Source organism: Phreatobacter cathodiphilus, from assembly GCF_003008515.1.
GTDB classification, from domain to species: Bacteria; Pseudomonadota; Alphaproteobacteria; order Rhizobiales; family Phreatobacteraceae; genus Phreatobacter; species Phreatobacter cathodiphilus.
The window spans coordinates 1,343,533-1,359,589 of the sequence record NZ_CP027668.1; the positions used below are offsets into that span (position 1 = coordinate 1,343,533).

The following is a 16,057-nucleotide window of genomic DNA, read 5'->3' on the forward strand; positions in this document are numbered from 1 at the left end:
CGTCACTCCGGATAGGTCACGAGGCGCGTGAGCCGCGCCAGGATCTGGTCCAGGGCCATGCCGACGAGGCCGATCAGCAGGATGGCCGTGATGATGTCGGTGAGCGACAGGTTGTTCCACTGGTTCCAGACGAAATAGCCGATGCCCGTGCCGCCCACGAGCATCTCGGCGGCGACGATGACGAGCCAGGCGATGCCGACGGAGATGCGCATGCCCGTGAGGATCGTCGGCGCCGCCGCGGGCAGGATCACCGTGAAGGCCTTGCGCACCGGTCCGACCTCGAGCGTGCGGGCGACGTTGAGCCAGTCCTTGCGCACCGAGGCCACGCCGAAGGCCGTGTTGATCAGCATCGGCCAGAGCGAGCAGATGAAGATGACGAAGATCGAGGAGAGCGAGGAATCCTTGATCGTGTAGAGGGCGAGTGGCATCCAGGCGAGCGGCGAGATCGGTTTCATCACCTGGATGAAGGGGTCGAGCGCCCGGTAGACGACGGGCGACATGCCGATGAGAAAGCCGAGCGGCACGGCGACCGCCACGGCGATGCCGAAGCCGATCAGCACGCGGGCGAGCGAATAGGCGAGCTGAATGCCGATTCCCATGTCGTTGGTGCCGCGCACGTAGAACGGGTCGGACAGGTGCTTCCAGATCGCCTTGCCGACGTCCACGGGCCCGGGCATGGGCGTCTGGCCGCCGGTGGCGGCCGCCGCGCCCACGAGCTTGGCATATTCCGGATCCACCGCCTGGCCGCCGGCGCCGCCGCTGCTGACGGCGACGTGCCAGGCGGCGAGGAAGACGCCGAGGATGACGAGGGAGAGGACGAGCGCGCGCGCGCCGACCGAACGGGTCATGTCGGGGTCTCCTGGCTTGCCGGCGTCACAGTCCGAGCTCCGTCAGACCGGGGAAACCGGCCGGACGCGGGCCCGGGTCCCATGTGAACAGCCGATCCGCCTCGCGGATCGGCACGTCGTTGATGCTGGCCTCGCGCCGCTCCATGTAGCCCTCGGCGTCGAACTGCCACTGCTCGTTGCCGTAGGAGCGGAACCACCGGCCGGCATCGTCGTGCCACTCGTACTGAAAGCGCACGGCGATGCGGTTCTCGTGGAAGGCCCAGAGCTCCTTGATCAGCCGGTAGTCCTGTTCCTTCGCCCATTTCGCCGCGAGGAAGGCGCGGATCGCCGGCCGGCCGGAGAAGAACTCCGATCGGTTCCGCCAGGTGCTGCCCTCGGTATAGGCCAGCGCCACGCGGTCGGGATCGCGCGTGTTCCACGCATCCTCGGCGGCGCGCACCTTCTGGCGCGCCGTCTCCGGCGTGAACGGCGGCAGGGGAGGCCGGGTCATCGGCTGGGCTCCGGTTTCCGCCGCGCTTAGGTCCGCTTGATGGCGAAGGAGGCGATGTAGTCCTCCGGCTTGGCGGGATCGAAGGCCTTGCCCATGACGGAGAAGGTCTTGCTCGACGCCGTCGGCGGGGTGAGGCCGAGCTCCTTCATCATCGCCGCGGCATCGGTCGCCAGGAACACCTGGCGGGTGATGCCGGCATAGTCGACGTCGCCCTTGATCTGGCCCCAGCGCTTCATCTGCGTGAGGATCCAGACCGAGAAGCTCTCCCACGGGAAGGGGTCGAACTGGATGCGGTTCGGGTCGCGCTTCACCTGGCCGAGCCCGTCGGCATAGGTGCCGGTGAGGATCTGCTCCAGCACCGTCACCGGCTGGTTGAGGTAGTTGGGCGCGGCGATCGCCTCGGCGATCTGCTTGCGGTTCTCCGGCTTCTGCGCATGGGCCGTGGCGTCGATGATGCCCTTCAGCAGCGCCCGGTAGGTGTTGGGCATGCCGGTGACGAATTCGCGGCTGGCAGCGAAGGCGCAGCAGGGATGGCCGTCCCACAGCTCCTTCGACAGAATGTGGATGAAGCCGACGCCGTCGAAGACCGCGCGCTGGTTGAACGGATCGGGGCCGAGATAGCCGTCGATGTTGTCGGCGCGCAGGTTGGCGACCATTTCCGGCGGCGGCACCGAGCGGATCTGCACGTCGCGGTCCGGATCGATGCCGTGCTCGGCGAGATAGTAGCGCAGCAGGTAGTTGTGCATGGAATAGTCGAAGGGCACGGCGAAGCGGAAGCCCTTCCACTGCCGCGGATCGCGCTTGTCCTTGTGCTTGTTGGCGAGCGTGATCGCCTGCCCGTTGATGTTCTCGATGGCCGAGACGGCATAGGGGATCGGGTTCGAGCCGGCGCCCATGGTGATGGCGAGCGGCATCGGCGCCAGCATGTGGGCGGCGTCGTATTCCTTGTTGATGGTCTTGTCGCGGATGACGGCCCAGCCGGCCGTGCGCACCACCTCCACGTTGAGGCCGTGTTTGGAATAGAAGCCGAGCGGATGCGCCATGATGATCGGCGTCGCGCAGGTGATCGGGATGAAGCCGACCTTCAAATCCTTCTTCTCGATCGGTCCGGTCTGGGCGAGGGCCTCCGTGGCGGCGCCGATGGGGAAGAAGGTGGCGATGGCGGCGGCGGCCGTGGAGGCACCCACCGCCTTCAGGAAGGCGCGGCGCTGGTGGTCCTCGGGGAAGAGGGCCCGCATCACCGCCTGCTCGACGATGCGCCGGTAGCGGCTCTCCTCGCCGGCGGCCTCGACCGCGACGGCCTCGGCCTTGATCGACGCCTCGTGCTCGGCATCGGAGGCGTGCCGGCCGCAGACGCAGCCCTTGAGGAAACGCTTCGCGGCATTGAACGGGTTGTCGAACAGGGCCATGGGATCATCCTTCGGCGTTGCGGTGGACGGCGATCGCATGTCCGGGGCTTGCAAGGTCGAGGCCAGTTTCCACGGAGGGCGCAAAACCGCAGCCGGGCTGAAAAGTGCGGCCCGGGGTGCTGATGACGAAAAATCGGAATTGACGACATCTCATGAGGGTGCTCACGATAAGTCGTCATTCCAGGAGCCGCCGCCCGTGATCCCCACCGCTTCTCCCGCCGGGGCCGCCTTTACCGCTCTGGCCGATCCCGCGCTCGTGGTCGATCCGCGCTCCGCTGCCGTCATCGACGCCAATCCTGCCGCCGAACGGCTTCTCGGCTATCCGGCAGCGGCGCTCAGAGCCCTGCGGATCACCGATCTCCACCGGGGGCAGCGCCCCGCTCTCGTCGTCTTCACCGAGGAGGTTCTGCACAAGGGCCTCGCCCATACCCGCAGCCTCTCGCCGCTGAAGGCCGGCGGCGGAACGCTGCGCGTCGAATATACCGGAACGGTGCTGCGGTCCGGCGCCGACCCCCTGATCCTCCTCGCCATGGCCGATCTCGACGCGCGCCATCGCCGCGACGTCGACGCCGACGCCGACGGCACGCTGCGCCAGGGCATCGACGAGTGGAAACGGGTCGAGCGCCTCTTCCACACGATCGAGAAGGAGAACCAGCTCATCCTCAAGGCGGCGGGCGAGGGCATCTACGGAGTCAATGCCGACGGCAAGACCACCTTCGTCAACCCGGCGGCGGAAGCGCTGCTCGGCTGGACGGCGGAGGAACTGGTGGGCAAGGACATGCACTCGCTCGTCCACCACCACCGCGCCGATGGCTCGCCCTATCCCAACCACGATTGCCCGATCTACGCGGCCTTCCGCGACGGCGCGGTGCAGACCGTGGCGGACGAGGTTTTCTGGCGCAAGGACGGCTCGCCGCTCTGGGTCGAGTACACCTCCACGCCCATCCGCGAGCGCGGCGCCATCATCGGAGCGGTCATCGTCTTCCGCGATGTCAGTCAGCGCCGCGAGGCCGAGGAGAAGCTGCGCCAGGCCCTCGCCGAGGTCGACAGTCTGCGCCAGCGCCTGGAGCGCGAGAACGCCTATCTCCAAGAGGAGATCCGCCTCGAGAGCAACCACCGCGGCATCATCGGGCGCTCGGCGGCCATCCAGAAGACGCTGCGTCAGATCGACCTCGTCGCCCCGACGGACGCCACGGTCCTCGTCACCGGCGAATCCGGCACCGGCAAGGAGCTGATCGGCCGCGCCATCCACGAGGCGAGCGGCCGGCGCGACCGGCCGCTGATCCGCGTCAACTGCGCCGCGATCCCGCGCGAGCTCTTCGAGAGTGAGTTCTTCGGCCATGTGCGCGGCGCCTTCACCGGCGCCCTGCGCGACCGCATCGGCCGCTTCGAACTCGCCGACGGCGGCACGCTCTTCCTCGACGAGGTCGGCGAAATCCCGCTGGAGCTGCAGGGCAAGCTCTTGCGCATCCTGCAGGAGGGCCAGTTCGAGCGCGTCGGCGAGGAGCGCACCCGCAGCGTCGATGTGCGCGTCATCGCCGCGACCAACCGCGACCTCAGGGCCGAGGTGAGGGCAGGGCGCTTCCGCGAGGATCTCTACTTCCGTCTCGACGTCTTCCCCATCCATTCCGTGCCGCTGCGCGAGCGCGTCGACGACGTCGCGCCGCTGGCGCTTCACTTCCTCCGCCACGCCGAGCGCAAGCTGAAGATCTCCGGCCTCGGCCTGTCGGAGGAGGACGTGCGTCGCCTCGCCGGCTATGCCTGGCCGGGCAATGTGCGCGAGTTGCAGAACGTCATCGAGCGCGCCGCAATCCTTGCCCACAGGGGCCGCCTCGCCATCGACCTGCCGGGCACGGCCACCCGCGCCGCGCCTTCGGCCGCGGCTGTCGCACCGAGGGAGGGCGTGCTCACCGAGGAGCAGCGCCGCGCCCGCGACCGGCAGAACCTCGTGGCGGCTCTGGAGCTCGCCGGCGGCAAGGTTTCCGGACCCGGCGGGGCCGCCGAGCGGCTCGGTATCCGGCCGACCACCTTCGCCTCACGCCTGAAGGCTCACGGCCTCGATCCGCGGGACCACCGCGGCCGGGCGCCGGCCGCCTAGAGGATCAGGCGACCGGCCGCCTCGGCATCCATCGGCCATTTGGGCCGGGCGATGCGCGTGTAGTGGTGCTTCTCGTAGCGCTGGGTCGAGGGGCCCTGGGTCTCCGAATAGAAGACCTGGGAGGCGAGCGGCCCATAGGCCGCCATGAAATGCTGCGCCGACTTCAGCACCAGCAGCTTGTAGGACGAGGGATCGAGACCGAGCTCGGTGAACAGCTCCCGCCCCAGCGCCTGGGCGCGGTTGCTGTTCATGACGACGGTGACCCCGCCGATCTTCACCGCCGCGAGGTCGCCGACCGGCCCCTTGGCCTCGCCGAAGCTCTGGTGGCAGTCCTTCGCCACCGCCAGCACCTCGCAATCGGCGTCGAAGGGGTCGCCGGAGAGTTCCGAGGTCTTGCCGCCGATCCGCAGCCGCAGCCGCCCGCCGGCGCCCACCGCATGGCAGAAGGCGACCGCCATCGGGTCCCAGAGCGGCGCGACCGCGGCATTCTCGACGCCGCGGGCGACGAGTTCGCGCAGCGACATCGTGTTGTCGGAGGCCGAGCCGCCGCCGGCATTGTCGGCGGGCTCGGCGATGATGGCGGGACCCTTCGCCGTATCGGCCGCCAGCGCCTGGTCCAGCGCCTCGGCGAAATCGAGATTGGGCGGCGCCGTCTTGCCGCGCAGCGCGATGATCTCCTCGCCGAGCCGTGTCGCCAGGGCGTCGCCGGCCGGCTTGGCGCCGTCCGTATAGACCAGCACGCGGGTTCCCATCTCCGGCACGTCGGCATGGGGAAAACCGTGGACCAGCGAGACCGAGAGCACGCCGTCGCGGCCCTCGAAGCTCTTCTGCCGGGCGACGAAGGACGTATTGGGCTCGGACGTCGTCGGGAAGAAGGCGATCATGCCGCAGTCGTAGAGCGAGGCGACGGGGCGAATCTCCTTGCGGATGGTCTTCAGCACCAGCGTCACCAGCTCCTCGGCGCGCGGCACGATGTCCACGTGCGGGTATTCCTTGAAGCAGATGATGATGTCGGCGAGGCCGACCCGCTTCAGCGTCATGTGGTTGTGCGGGTCGAGTTCGACGCCGATGACGCAGTCGGGACCGACCAGGGCGCGCACGCGCTCCAGCATGTCGCCCTCGCAGTCCTCGTAGCCGTCCGCCACCATGGCGCCGTGCATGCCGAGCAGCACGCCCTCCACCGGCAGCGCCGCCTCGAGCTGGACGAGGATCTCGTCGCGCATCGTCTCGTAGGCGACCTTGGTCGTCGGCCCGGCGGGCTGGGCGAAGAAGCACGAGCCCTCGATCAGCGTGAAACCCTCCTGCGCCGCGCGGCGTCGGGCGACGAAGAGCGGCGCGGTGCAGAGCGTCGGCTTGTCCGTCGGGTGCTCGCCGGGGCGCGCCGCCAGGCTCGTCAGGTAGCTCTCCATCGAGGTCGGGATGGGGGAGAAGGTGTTCGTCTCCGTCGCGATACTGGCCGTGAAGATGCGCATGGCTGCCGTGTCCCCCGAGGGTCTGCCCAACGTTTCGCCTTGACCCTTTCATGGTCGCGCGTGCTTTTCCACGGAAGCGCCGGCGCGGAGGCCATCCGTTCTGCGCATGCCTCGGGACAGGGAAGGGGGTTCCCGTGACCGCACTGACCATCGGCATCGTCGGCCTTGGCCGGATGGGGCTCGGGATGGCCGCGAACTGCGCCGCCAAGGGGTTCCGCACCTTGGGCAGCGATCCGTCGCCCGAGCGCATGGCGATGGCGGCCGGTAAAGGGGTCATGCTCGCCGCCGGACTCGCCGACCTCGTCGCGGCGAGCGACGTGGTGATCGCCTCGCTCCCCACCGCCGATGTCGTCGCCGCCGTCGTCGAGGGACCGGGCGGCTTTCTGGCCAGGGCGCCCGCCCATGCCGTCTTAGTGGACACGTCGACCTCCGAGGCCGGTGTCTCCCGCCGCCTCGCGGCGCTCGCGGCCGCCAAGGGGCTCGGCTTCGTCGATGCGCCCGTCTCCGGCGGCCCGTCCGGCGCCGAGGCCGGCACGCTCACGATGATGATCGGCGGCGAGGCCCGCCATCTCGCCCGCGCCCTGCCGGCGCTGGAGGCGATCAGCGCGAAGCGGCTGCATGTGGGCGGCCCCGGCGCCGGCAATGTCGCCAAGCTCGTCAACAACCTGCTGGTCGGCGCCCATCTCCTGACCGTCTCCGAGGCGGTGCGCCTGTCGGAGGCGGCGGGCGTGCCCGCGGCGGATGTCCTCGCCGTGGTCAACGCGGCCTCCGGACGCTCGGCGGTCTCCGAGGTCAACTATCCCCGCTGGGTGCTGAATGGCGCCTTCGATTCCGGCTTCACCATGGGGCTCATGCGCAAGGACGTGCGCCTCGCTGCGGCACTGGCGGCCGAAAGCGGCGTCGATCTGCCGGTCAGCGAGCTGGTGGCCAGGATCTGGGCCGACAGCGCCGCCCGCCTCGCCGACGGCGAGGATTTCAACCGCATCGTCGAGGACAGGCCGACCCCATGACGCTCCACCACCGTCCCGACACCGCCTCCCGCGTCGCGACGCTCTTCGCCTCGCTCGTCCCCGGCGGCCTCCTCGGCAGCCGCATCGCCGGCGAGAGCCTGGCGGGTGCCGGCGAGGTCATCACCCTCGTCGATCCCGTCACCGGCGCGCCCTTCGCCACCTTCCGCGACGGCGGCGAGGCCGCAGCCGCCCAGGCGCTGGAGGCGACCGTCCCCGCCTTCGCCGCCTGGACCTCCATGCCCGCTTCCGCCCGCGGCCGCGTCATCTGGGCGATTGGGCAGGGGGTGCGCGCCAAGGCGGCGGCGCTGGCCGAGCTCGAGACGCTCGCCTCGGGCAAGCCGATCCGCGACACCCGCGTCGAGGTCGCCAAGGTCGCCGAGATGTTCGAGTACTATGCCGGCTGGGCCGACAAGCTCCACGGCGACGTCATTCCCGTGCCGACCTCGCATCTGAACTATGTGCGCCGCGAGCCTTTCGGCGCGGTGGTCCAGATCACGCCCTGGAACGCACCGCTGTTCACCGCCGGGTGGCAGATCGCCCCCGCCATCGCCGCCGGCAATGCGGTGGTGCTGAAGCCCTCCGAACTCACCCCTTTCACATCGCTCGCGCTCGCGGTGATCTGCGAGGAGGCCGGCGTGCCCAAGGGCCTCGTCAACGTCGTCGCAGGCTACGGCGCGACGACCGGCGCGGCGGCCGTCGCCCATCCGCTGACGCGGCTCGTCGTCTTCGTCGGCTCCCGCGAGACCGGCGCGCGCATTGCGGCGACCGCCGCCCGGCGTGTCGTGCCCTCGCTCCTGGAGCTCGGCGGCAAGTCCGCCAACATCGTCTTCCCCGACGCCGATCTCGACCGGGCGGTGCTCGGCGCGCAGGCCGCGATCTTCTCCGGCGCCGGCCAGTCCTGCGTCGCCGGCTCGCGGCTGCTCGTCCATCGCCAGATCCACGCCGAATTCGTGGAGCGGCTGGCCGCGGCGGCGCCCCGCATTCCCGTCGGTGATCCGCTCGACGAGGCGACCCAGATCGGCCCCATCGTCCATGGCGGGCAATGGGCGAAGATCGACGGCATGGTGAAGGCCGGCGTCGGACAGGGCGCCGTCGTGGCCACAGGCGGCGGGCGACCGGAGGGCCGGAATGACGGGTTCTTCTATGCGCCGACCGTGCTCGACCGCGTCGCGCCCACCATGGAGATCGCCCGCGAGGAGGTTTTCGGTCCGGTCGTGGCGGTGACCCCCTTCGACTGCGAGGAGGCGGCGGTGAGCCTCGCCAACGCGACCGATTACGGCCTTGCCGGGGCGGTCTGGACGCGGGATGTCGGCTGCGCCCACCGCGTCGCCGCCAAGGTGCGCGCCGGCACGTTCTGGATCAATTCCTACAAGACGATCAGCGTGATGACGCCGTTTGGCGGTTTCGGTCAGTCGGGCTACGGTCGCTCCTCCGGTCTCGAGGCCCTGCACGCCTACACCACCACGAAGAGCGTGTGGGTCGAGACCGCCGAAGCGCCCCCCGTCGGCTTCGGCTATGCCGGTTGAGCCGGCTCGAGCCGTCCATCAGGGAGCGTCCACCGCGCCATCATGCCCGACATCCTGACCGTCTCCGGCGACAGCCGGCTTCTCGCCAATCCCGGTCTCGACCGTCGGCGACCCTATGGGGCCGACGAGCGCGCCATCCTGTCGCTGGAGGGCGCGCGCGCCGCCCATGCCGCGATCACGGCGTGGGAGGGCTACCGGCCGACCCCGCTCCTGTCGCTGGACGGTCTCGCCCGCGAGGCCGCCGTCGGCTCCATCCTCTACAAGCACGAGGCGCATCGCTTCGTGCTGAAGAGCTTCAAGGCGCTGGGCGGCGCCTATGCGGTGGAGCGTCTGGTCGCCGCCCGCGGCTCGGCGGAAGGCCTGACGGTGACCTGCGCCACCGACGGCAATCACGGCCGCGCCGTCGCCTGGGGCGCGCGCCGGCTCGGCGTCCGCGCGGTGATCTATGTCCACGAGACGGTGAGCCAGGGCCGCGTCGACGCCATCGCCGCCTATGGTGCCGAGGTCCGCCGTGTCTCCGGCAATTACGACGACGCCGTGCGCGCCTCGGCGGAGGCCGCCGCGGCCAACGGCTGGACCATCGTCTCCGACACCTCCTGGCCGGGCTACGACCTGATCCCCCGAGACGTCATGCAAGGCTATGCCGTGCTCGGCATCGAGGCGGAGGGGCAGGGCGCGCGCCCGACCCATATCTTCGTCCAGGGCGGCGTCGGCGGCATCGCCGCGGCGATCCTCTCCTGGACCTGGGAGAGCCTCGGCGCCGACCGGCCGATCCTCGTCGTGGTCGAGCCGGAACGGGCCGCCTGCCTGCTCGAAAGCGCCGCGGCCCGCCGCTGGACCACCGTCGGCGGAGACCTCGACACGATCATGGCGGGCCTTGCCTGCGGCGAACCCTCCGAGCTCGCCTGGGCGCTGCTGTCGCCGGGCGCCGACGCCTTCATGGCCATTCCAGACACCCGCGCCGCAGAGACCATGCGCCGGCTGGCGCAGGACGGCATCGCCGCCGGCGAGTCGGGGGTCGCCGGCCTCGCCGGCCTCGTCGCCGCGGCTGCCGACCCTGCGGCACGACGGTTGCTGCGACTGGATGCCGGCTCCCGCGTCCTGTGCATCGGCACCGAGGGAGCCACGGACCCCGCCATCTACCGCGAGATCGTCGGCCGTGACGCCGCCGAGGTCGAGAAGGAGCCTGCATGAGCCGTATCGTCACCGTCGGCGCCGCCCAGATGGGCGCCATCCAGCGGGCCCATTCCCGGCGCGAGGTCGTCGCCCGCATGGTCGAGCTCATGCGCGAGGCGGCGTCCCACCGCTGCGACCTCGTCGTCTTTCCCGAACTGACCCTCACCACCTTCTTCCCGCGCTGGTGGATGGAGAGCCAGGAGGAGATCGACAGCTTCTACGAGCGGGAGATGCCCTCGAACGAGACCGCACCGCTGTTCAACGAGGCCGCGCGGCTCGGCATCGGCTTCTCGCTAGGCTATGCGGAGCTCACCCCCGAGGGGCGGCGCTTCAACACCGCAATCCTCGTGAACAAGTCTGCGCAGATCGTTGGCAAATATCGGAAAATCCATCTTCCGGGCCATGCGGGGCACGAGCCCTGGCGCGCCTTCCAGCATCTGGAGAAGCGCTATTTCGAGGTCGGCGACCTCTCTTGGGGCGTTTGGAACGCCCTCAATGGCCATATGGGCATGATGATCTGCAACGACCGCCGCTGGCCGGAGAGCTACCGGGTCATGGGCCTGCAGTCGGTGGAGATGATCCTCCTCGGTTACAACACGCCGCGCCACAACCCGCCGGCCCCCGACCACGACCGCCTGTCGGAGTTCCACAACCAGCTCGTCATGCAGGCCGGCGCCTACCAGAACGGCACGTGGGTCGTCGGCGTCGCCAAATGTGGCGTGGAGGAGGGCTGCGAGATGATCGGCGGCTCCTCCATCATCGCCCCCACCGGCGAGGTGATCGGCCAGGCTCTCACTCAAGAGGACGAGCTGGTCGTCGCCCGCTGCGACCTCGACCTGACGAAGAGCTACAAGGCGACCATCTTCAACTTCGACATGCACCGCCAGCCGGACCATTATAGGCGGATTGTCGAGCAGCGGGGGGCGGTGGCGCCGCAGGGGTGATCAACGTGCAAGGCCTGCCAGGATTCGCCGGCAGGCGTCTTCGAGCGGCTCGAGTTCATAGAGGACGATGTCATGGAGCACGCCGGGATCGATCCGCTCGTAATCGTGCCGGATGATGTTGCCGATGCCGCGGATCTTGTTCCATGGGACCGCCGGATAGCCATCGGTCACGTCCGCGGGGACATGCCGCAAAGCCTCCGAGATGACTGAAACACAGCGTTCGATCGCATTGCGATAGACGGGATCGGCGATGGCGCTAGGCAATGTGACCCGTCGCACGGCTTCTCTCGCAATTGCGATTTGCTCAAGAACATCCTCGAACCGAAGAGGGATGCTTCTGACGGCTTTCGGCATCAGAAGACGCGAATGGAATCGCGGTCGATCTCGGCACGGACGAGGCGATGAAAGCCTTCCGCGGTTCCAACGTCGACAGGCCTGCCGACGGCGTCCTGAATCACGTCGATTGACGTCATGAACGTGCGGAAGCGATTGCCGGAATCTGGCGCGAACGCCACCATCACGTCCACGTCGCTGTCCTCGGTCGCCTCGCCGCGGGCATAGGATCCGAAAAGGTAAAGCTCGCCGATGCCGAGCGCGCGCAGGTCGCTCTCGGCTGATTTCAGGCGGGCGATGACCTCCTCACGTGTCATGAGCCGAATTTAGCATGGGTCGAGGTCGTGGCCCAAGCCTACTCCGCCGCCTGCTGCGCCTCTGCTTCCCAGCCGAGGAGCTTGCCCGGGTTCATCAGCCCGTGCGGGTCGGCGAGCCGCTTGAACTCCGGCTGCGGCGCATCGATCCGCTTCCAGCCGGCATTGTTGAGAACGAAGGTGTGGGCGTTCGACGGCTGCACGCCGCCCTCCGCCGCACGCGCCATGATCTCCTCGAGCCGCGCCTGGGTCGTGTACTTCACCAGCGGCAGCGAGGAGGTGATGACCTTGCCCTCCCGGCGCTGGAATTCGAGGTGGAAATAGACGTCCTCCTCGAACTCCTTCGCCGCCCATTCCACCAGCGCGAGATTGTTCGGCGCCGGGAAGCGGAGCTGCAGATAGGTGATGGAAGGGTCCATCTTCAGGGCGTGCAGCGTCGTGTGGTTCCAGGTGTATTCGTAGAGCGGGCCGGGGCCGCCGCGGCCCTTGTGTGTCCCGAAGGCCACCGCCTTGGCCTCCGCCGCGCCGCGGCGGAACGTCACCTCGCCCTTGTGGTCGGCGATGAGGAGGTCGAGCGTGTCCGCCTGCGGCTCCGACACCATCAGGATGGCGAAGGCGCGGCCCTCCTGGAGGTAGGGCGCGAGGCGCTTGAGGTAGGGCACGATGCGGGGGTCGTGGACCGAGACGAGCTTCTTGGCGATGCCGTCGCATTCCATGAAGGCCTGGCCGAAGCGCGCCGCCGCCGTCAGGCTGTCGAAGGTGACGATGCGCTCGGCCCAGTCGTGGGCGGGGGCGGTCGGCACCTCCACCTCGGTGATGATGCCGTTGACGCCATAGGCATGCATGACCTTGAGGATCTCGCGTCCCCGCAGCTCGATCAGCCGCGGCTCGGCCTCCACCGTCATGACCTCGAGCGCCGTCACCGCGCCGAGATTGTCGATCTGGCCCCAGGTGCAGGAGCCCGCTCCAGCAGCCCCGCCGGCGACGAAGCCGCCGATGGTGGCCTGCGCCCGAGTCGAGGGGTGGAAGCGCAGCTCCTGGCCGTGCGGGTCGAGGAGCTTGTCGATGTCGAGCATGTTGGCCCCGGCCTCGAAGCGCGCTCCGCCCGGCTTCGCGAAGACCATGCGATTCATCTGCCGCATGTCGACCACCACGCCGCCGGCGAGCGGAACGGCCTGGCCGTAATTGCCGGTGCCGCCGCCGCGGATCACCAGGGGCACGCGGTGGCGCGCGCAGGCCGCCGCGATACGGCGGAGCTCGTCCTTGTCGGCAGGCGTGGCGACGAGGTCGGCGACCTTGCCCTCGAGTTCGGGCTTCAGCACCGGCGAGAACCAGAAGAAGTCGCGGCTCGCCATCCGCACGGTGGCGGCATCTTCGGCGAGGGCGATGCCGGCAAGGTCGGCGCGAAGGCGATCGAGAGCACTCATGACAGGATCCGTTCGAAGAGGGGGGCACAGTGCCAAATCGCGATCGGCTCCGCCATGCCGGAGGGTCGGCGAAATCCGCAGCGCAAGGATGAGAATTTGCGCGACCGGTTGGTCCAGTGCCTAAACAATGTGCAACATGATCCCGGGGGCTTTACGATATCGTAGGATAAGCCGGCATGCCCGTTGCTCTGGCCGCCATCATGGATTTCAAGGGTCTCCGCAAGGCCCGCTTCAGGAGAGGTCGCATGTCCGTCACGTCCCCCGCTTTCCGCATCACCCGCCGCCGCGCCCTGGCGCTCGGAGCCGGCCTCGCCGCCGCCCACGTGATGCGGTCCGATCTCGTCACGGCCCAGGGCCTCGACAAGGTGTCCTACCAGACCAACTGGCGCGCCCAGGCCGAGCATGGCGGCTTCTATCAGGCCGTCGCCGCCGGCATCTACAAGAAGTACGGCATCGAGGCCGACATCCGCATGGGCGGCCCCCAGCAGAACCCGTCGCAGCTCCTGCTCGGCGGCCGGGTCGACATGATCATGTCGAACTCCTTCGAAGCCATCCGCTATGTCCAGGAGAACCTGCCCTTCCTGTGCATCGGGTCGATCTTCCAGAAGGACCCGCAGGTCATCATCTGCCATCCCGGCGTCGGCAACGACACTTTCGCCGCGCTGAAGGGCAAGACGATCCTGGTCGGCGCCGGCGGGCGCACCTCGTTCTGGCCTTACCTCAAGGCGCGCTTCGGCTTCACCGACGAGCAGGTGCGCCCCTATACCTTCAACATGGCGCCCTTCCTGGCCGACAAGAACATCTGCCAGCAGGGCTTTCTGTCCTCCGAGCCCTTCGCCATCGAGCAGCAAGGCGGGGTGAAGCCGCTGGTCCACCTCATCGCCGATGCCGGCTTCGCCAATTACAACACCACCATCAACATCTCGAAGAAGATGGTCGACGAGCGCACCGACGTGGTGCAGCGCTTCGTCACCGCCTCGCTCGAGGGCTGGGCCGAGTACATGAAGGGTGGGCCGGCCATCGCCGAGGCCAACAAGCTCATCATGCGCGACAACCCGGATATGGACCAGAAGAAGATCGACTACGCGATCAAGGTGATGACCGAGAACGGCATCGTCCTGTCGGGCGACGCCACCACACTCGGCATCGGCGCCATGACCGATGCGCGCTGGCAGACCTTCTACACCCAGATGCGTGACGCCGGAGTCTTCCCGGCCGGCATCGACGTGAAGAAGGCCTACGACCTGCGCTTCGTCAACAAGGGCGTGGGCAAGGCCTGAGGTGGCGCAGGTCTCCACACGGGAGCGGCCGGTGGCGATGGGCGCATCCACGCTCGTCGCCGTCCGCCATGTCTCCAAGCAGTTCGCCAACGGCACCATCGCCGTCCGCGACGTGAACCTTGACCTGGCACGCGGCGAGTTCGTCAGCCTGCTGGGCCCGTCCGGCTGCGGAAAGTCGACCCTGCTGCGCATGATCGCCGGCCTCGGCGAGCCGAGCGTCGGAACGATCGACTGGGCCACCCTGGGCCACGATTCCCGCGGGCGGCAGGCGCGCGAACTCGGCTTCGTCTTCCAGGACCCGACCCTGATGCCCTGGGCCACCGCGCTGGACAATGTGATCCTGCCACTGAAGCTATGCGGGACGAACAAGGGCGAGGCGCAGGCGCGCGGCGCCGAGATGCTGGCGCTCGTCGGCCTCAAGGGGTTCGAGAAGAGCTATCCGCGCGAACTGTCGGGCGGCATGAAGATGCGCGTCTCCATCGCCCGCGCCCTGGTGACCCATCCGAAGATCCTCCTGATGGACGAGCCCTTCGCGGCGCTGGACGAGATCACCCGCCACAAGCTGAACGACGACCTCCTCAGGCTGTGGGAGGCGAACCGCTTCACTGCCGTCTTCGTCACCCATTCGGTCTTCGAGAGCGTCTATCTTTCCCAGCGCATCGTCGTCATGGCGGCGCGGCCCGGCCGCGTCATGGCCGATCTGCGGGTCGAGGCGACCTATCCGCGCGACGACCTGTTCCGCACCTCGGCCGACTATGCCCACTGGTGCCGGATCGCATCCGAGAAGCTGAAGGAGGCGATCTCCGCATGACCGACGCGACGCTTCCCCCCGCCGCCGTCCCCCATGACGGGACCGATGCCGAGGCCCGCCCGATCTTCCGCGAGGACCGCAAGGTGCTCGGCATCTCCACCGAGGCCTGGCCGGGCATCCTCGCCCCGCTCGGCATCGGCATCCTCGCGCTCGCCGCCTGGGAGTTCATCGTCTGGTGGCGGGAGATCCCGCCCTTCATCCTGCCCGGGCCGCTGCTGATCGCGAAGACCCTCGTCGCCGACTGGGGCACGCTCTCGGCCTCACTCTGGGTGACGCTGCGCATCACCGCCGCAGCCCTCATCGCCGCGGTCTCACTCGGCGTCGGCCTCGCCGTGCTCTTCACCCAGTCCAAATGGCTGGAGAAGTCGCTGTTTCCCTACGCCGTGATCCTGCAGGTGACGCCGGTCGTTTCCATCGCGCCGCTGATCATCATCTGGGTCGGGGACATCAACCTGTCGCTGCTGATCTGCGCCTGGATCGTCGCCTTCTTCCCGATCCTGTCGAACACGATCCTCGGCCTCAACTCGGCCGACCACAACCTGCGCAACCTCTTCGAGCTCTACGGCGCCTCGCGCTGGCAGACCCTGCGCCACCTGCGCCTGCCGGCGGCGCTGCCCTATTTCCTCGGGGGCCTGAAGATTTCCGGCGGCCTCGCCCTCATCGGCGCCGTGGTGGCGGAGTTCGTGGCAGGTTCCGGCGGCTCGGCCTCGGGCCTCGCCTACCGCATCCTGGAAGCCGGCTATCAGCTCAAGATCCCGCGCATGTTCGCGGCGCTGATCATGATCTCCATGTCCGGCATCGCCATCTTCCTGACCATCAGCTGGGTGTCCCACCTGCTGCTGCGCCGGTGGCACGAGAGTGCGCTGAAGCGGGAGAATTGAGGCCCGGAGCCATGGATGGCCATGTCCGGCCACGGTCT

The 16,057-nt window shown here is 68.7% G+C and carries 15 protein-coding genes; 8 read left to right on the forward strand and 7 right to left on the reverse strand.

What is annotated here, in order from left to right:
- Positions 1-2: 2 nt before the first annotated feature.
- Genes ntrB through C6569_RS06595 form a run of 3 tightly spaced genes read right to left on the reverse strand, consistent with a single transcriptional unit; the run spans position 3 to position 2,747 of the window.
- Positions 3-848 (reverse strand): nitrate ABC transporter permease, encoded by an 846-nt coding sequence (ntrB, locus tag C6569_RS06585; protein WP_106748092.1) that lies wholly within the window; start codon positions 846-848, stop codon positions 3-5.
- Positions 849-873: 25 nt separating this feature from the next.
- Positions 874-1,338: a nuclear transport factor 2 family protein gene (locus tag C6569_RS06590; RefSeq protein WP_106748093.1), complete on the reverse strand. Its 465-nt coding sequence runs from the start codon at positions 1,336-1,338 to the stop codon at positions 874-876.
- A gap of 26 nt (positions 1,339-1,364) precedes the next feature.
- The gene (locus C6569_RS06595; protein WP_106748094.1) at positions 1,365-2,747 is read right to left on the reverse strand and encodes a CmpA/NrtA family ABC transporter substrate-binding protein; all 1,383 of its coding nucleotides are present in this window, start codon (positions 2,745-2,747) and stop codon (positions 1,365-1,367) included.
- Positions 2,748-2,943: 196 nt separating this feature from the next.
- Here C6569_RS06595 and C6569_RS06600 point away from each other — a divergent pair, with 196 nt between their 5' ends.
- The gene (locus tag C6569_RS06600) at positions 2,944-4,845 is read left to right on the forward strand and encodes a sigma 54-interacting transcriptional regulator (RefSeq protein ID WP_245898258.1); all 1,902 of its coding nucleotides are present in this window, start codon (positions 2,944-2,946) and stop codon (positions 4,843-4,845) included.
- On the opposite strand, the gene C6569_RS06605 is transcribed toward C6569_RS06600, so the two are convergent.
- The gene (locus C6569_RS06605; RefSeq protein ID WP_106748095.1) at positions 4,842-6,317 is read right to left on the reverse strand and encodes a M81 family metallopeptidase; all 1,476 of its coding nucleotides are present in this window, start codon (positions 6,315-6,317) and stop codon (positions 4,842-4,844) included. The genes C6569_RS06600 and C6569_RS06605 overlap by 4 nt on opposite strands.
- A 134-nt stretch (positions 6,318-6,451) precedes the next feature.
- On the opposite strand from C6569_RS06605, the gene C6569_RS06610 reads away from it, so the two are divergent.
- Genes C6569_RS06610 through C6569_RS06625 form a run of 4 tightly spaced genes read left to right on the forward strand, consistent with a single transcriptional unit; the run spans position 6,452 to position 10,973 of the window.
- On the forward strand, positions 6,452-7,327 hold the full coding sequence (locus tag C6569_RS06610) for an NAD(P)-dependent oxidoreductase (RefSeq protein ID WP_245898259.1): 876 nt from the start codon (positions 6,452-6,454) through the stop codon (positions 7,325-7,327).
- Positions 7,324-8,853, forward strand: a complete 1,530-nt coding sequence (locus C6569_RS06615; RefSeq protein ID WP_106748097.1) for an aldehyde dehydrogenase family protein — start codon at positions 7,324-7,326, stop codon at positions 8,851-8,853. The genes C6569_RS06610 and C6569_RS06615 overlap by 4 nt, the downstream gene beginning before the upstream one ends.
- Positions 8,854-8,895: 42 nt before the next feature.
- Positions 8,896-10,047, forward strand: coding sequence for a diaminopropionate ammonia-lyase (locus C6569_RS06620; protein WP_106748098.1), 1,152 nt, complete (start codon positions 8,896-8,898; stop codon positions 10,045-10,047).
- On the forward strand, positions 10,044-10,973 hold the full coding sequence (locus C6569_RS06625) for an N-carbamoyl-D-amino-acid hydrolase (protein ID WP_106748099.1): 930 nt from the start codon (positions 10,044-10,046) through the stop codon (positions 10,971-10,973). The genes C6569_RS06620 and C6569_RS06625 overlap by 4 nt, the downstream gene beginning before the upstream one ends.
- On the opposite strand, the gene C6569_RS06630 is transcribed toward C6569_RS06625, so the two are convergent.
- From C6569_RS06630 to C6569_RS06640, 3 genes are read right to left on the reverse strand one after another with little or no spacing between them, the layout of a single operon-like run.
- Positions 10,974-11,327, reverse strand: coding sequence for a HepT-like ribonuclease domain-containing protein (locus C6569_RS06630; RefSeq protein WP_106748100.1), 354 nt, complete (start codon positions 11,325-11,327; stop codon positions 10,974-10,976).
- Positions 11,327-11,623, reverse strand: coding sequence for a nucleotidyltransferase family protein (locus tag C6569_RS06635; protein ID WP_106748101.1), 297 nt, complete (start codon positions 11,621-11,623; stop codon positions 11,327-11,329). The genes C6569_RS06630 and C6569_RS06635 overlap by 1 nt, the downstream gene beginning before the upstream one ends.
- A 38-nt stretch (positions 11,624-11,661) precedes the next feature.
- On the reverse strand, positions 11,662-13,047 hold the full coding sequence (locus C6569_RS06640; RefSeq protein ID WP_106748102.1) for an FAD-binding oxidoreductase: 1,386 nt from the start codon (positions 13,045-13,047) through the stop codon (positions 11,662-11,664).
- Positions 13,048-13,292: 245 nt separating this feature from the next.
- On the opposite strand from C6569_RS06640, the gene C6569_RS06645 reads away from it, so the two are divergent.
- Genes C6569_RS06645 through C6569_RS06655 form a run of 3 tightly spaced genes read left to right on the forward strand, consistent with a single transcriptional unit; the run spans position 13,293 to position 16,019 of the window.
- On the forward strand, positions 13,293-14,327 hold the full coding sequence (locus C6569_RS06645) for an ABC transporter substrate-binding protein (protein WP_106750929.1): 1,035 nt from the start codon (positions 13,293-13,295) through the stop codon (positions 14,325-14,327).
- Positions 14,328-14,364: 37 nt separating this feature from the next.
- Positions 14,365-15,138 (forward strand): ABC transporter ATP-binding protein, encoded by a 774-nt coding sequence (locus C6569_RS06650; protein WP_106748103.1) that lies wholly within the window; start codon positions 14,365-14,367, stop codon positions 15,136-15,138.
- The gene (locus C6569_RS06655; protein WP_106748104.1) at positions 15,135-16,019 is read left to right on the forward strand and encodes an ABC transporter permease; all 885 of its coding nucleotides are present in this window, start codon (positions 15,135-15,137) and stop codon (positions 16,017-16,019) included. The genes C6569_RS06650 and C6569_RS06655 overlap by 4 nt, the downstream gene beginning before the upstream one ends.
- The last annotated feature ends 38 nt before the right edge of the window (positions 16,020-16,057 follow it).

Bases quoted from the DNA above. Each gene is read 5' to 3' on its own strand.
- ntrB (WP_106748092.1), bottom strand. From the start codon at position 848: ATGACCCGTTCGGTCGGCGCGCGCGCGCTCGTCCTCTCCCTCGTCATC.
- C6569_RS06590 (WP_106748093.1), bottom strand. From the start codon at position 1,338: ATGACCCGGCCTCCCCTGCCGCCGTTCACGCCGGAGACGGCGCGCCAG.
- C6569_RS06595 (WP_106748094.1), bottom strand. From the start codon at position 2,747: ATGGCCCTGTTCGACAACCCGTTCAATGCCGCGAAGCGTTTCCTCAAG.
- C6569_RS06605 (WP_106748095.1), bottom strand. From the start codon at position 6,317: ATGCGCATCTTCACGGCCAGTATCGCGACGGAGACGAACACCTTCTCC.
- C6569_RS06615 (WP_106748097.1), top strand. From the start codon at position 7,324: ATGACGCTCCACCACCGTCCCGACACCGCCTCCCGCGTCGCGACGCTC.
- C6569_RS06620 (WP_106748098.1), top strand. From the start codon at position 8,896: ATGCCCGACATCCTGACCGTCTCCGGCGACAGCCGGCTTCTCGCCAAT.
- C6569_RS06625 (WP_106748099.1), top strand. From the start codon at position 10,044: ATGAGCCGTATCGTCACCGTCGGCGCCGCCCAGATGGGCGCCATCCAG.
- C6569_RS06630 (WP_106748100.1), bottom strand. From the start codon at position 11,327: ATGCCGAAAGCCGTCAGAAGCATCCCTCTTCGGTTCGAGGATGTTCTT.
- C6569_RS06635 (WP_106748101.1), bottom strand. From the start codon at position 11,623: ATGACACGTGAGGAGGTCATCGCCCGCCTGAAATCAGCCGAGAGCGAC.
- C6569_RS06640 (WP_106748102.1), bottom strand. From the start codon at position 13,047: ATGAGTGCTCTCGATCGCCTTCGCGCCGACCTTGCCGGCATCGCCCTC.
- C6569_RS06645 (WP_106750929.1), top strand. From the start codon at position 13,293: ATGTCCGTCACGTCCCCCGCTTTCCGCATCACCCGCCGCCGCGCCCTG.
- C6569_RS06650 (WP_106748103.1), top strand. From the start codon at position 14,365: ATGGGCGCATCCACGCTCGTCGCCGTCCGCCATGTCTCCAAGCAGTTC.
- C6569_RS06655 (WP_106748104.1), top strand. From the start codon at position 15,135: ATGACCGACGCGACGCTTCCCCCCGCCGCCGTCCCCCATGACGGGACC.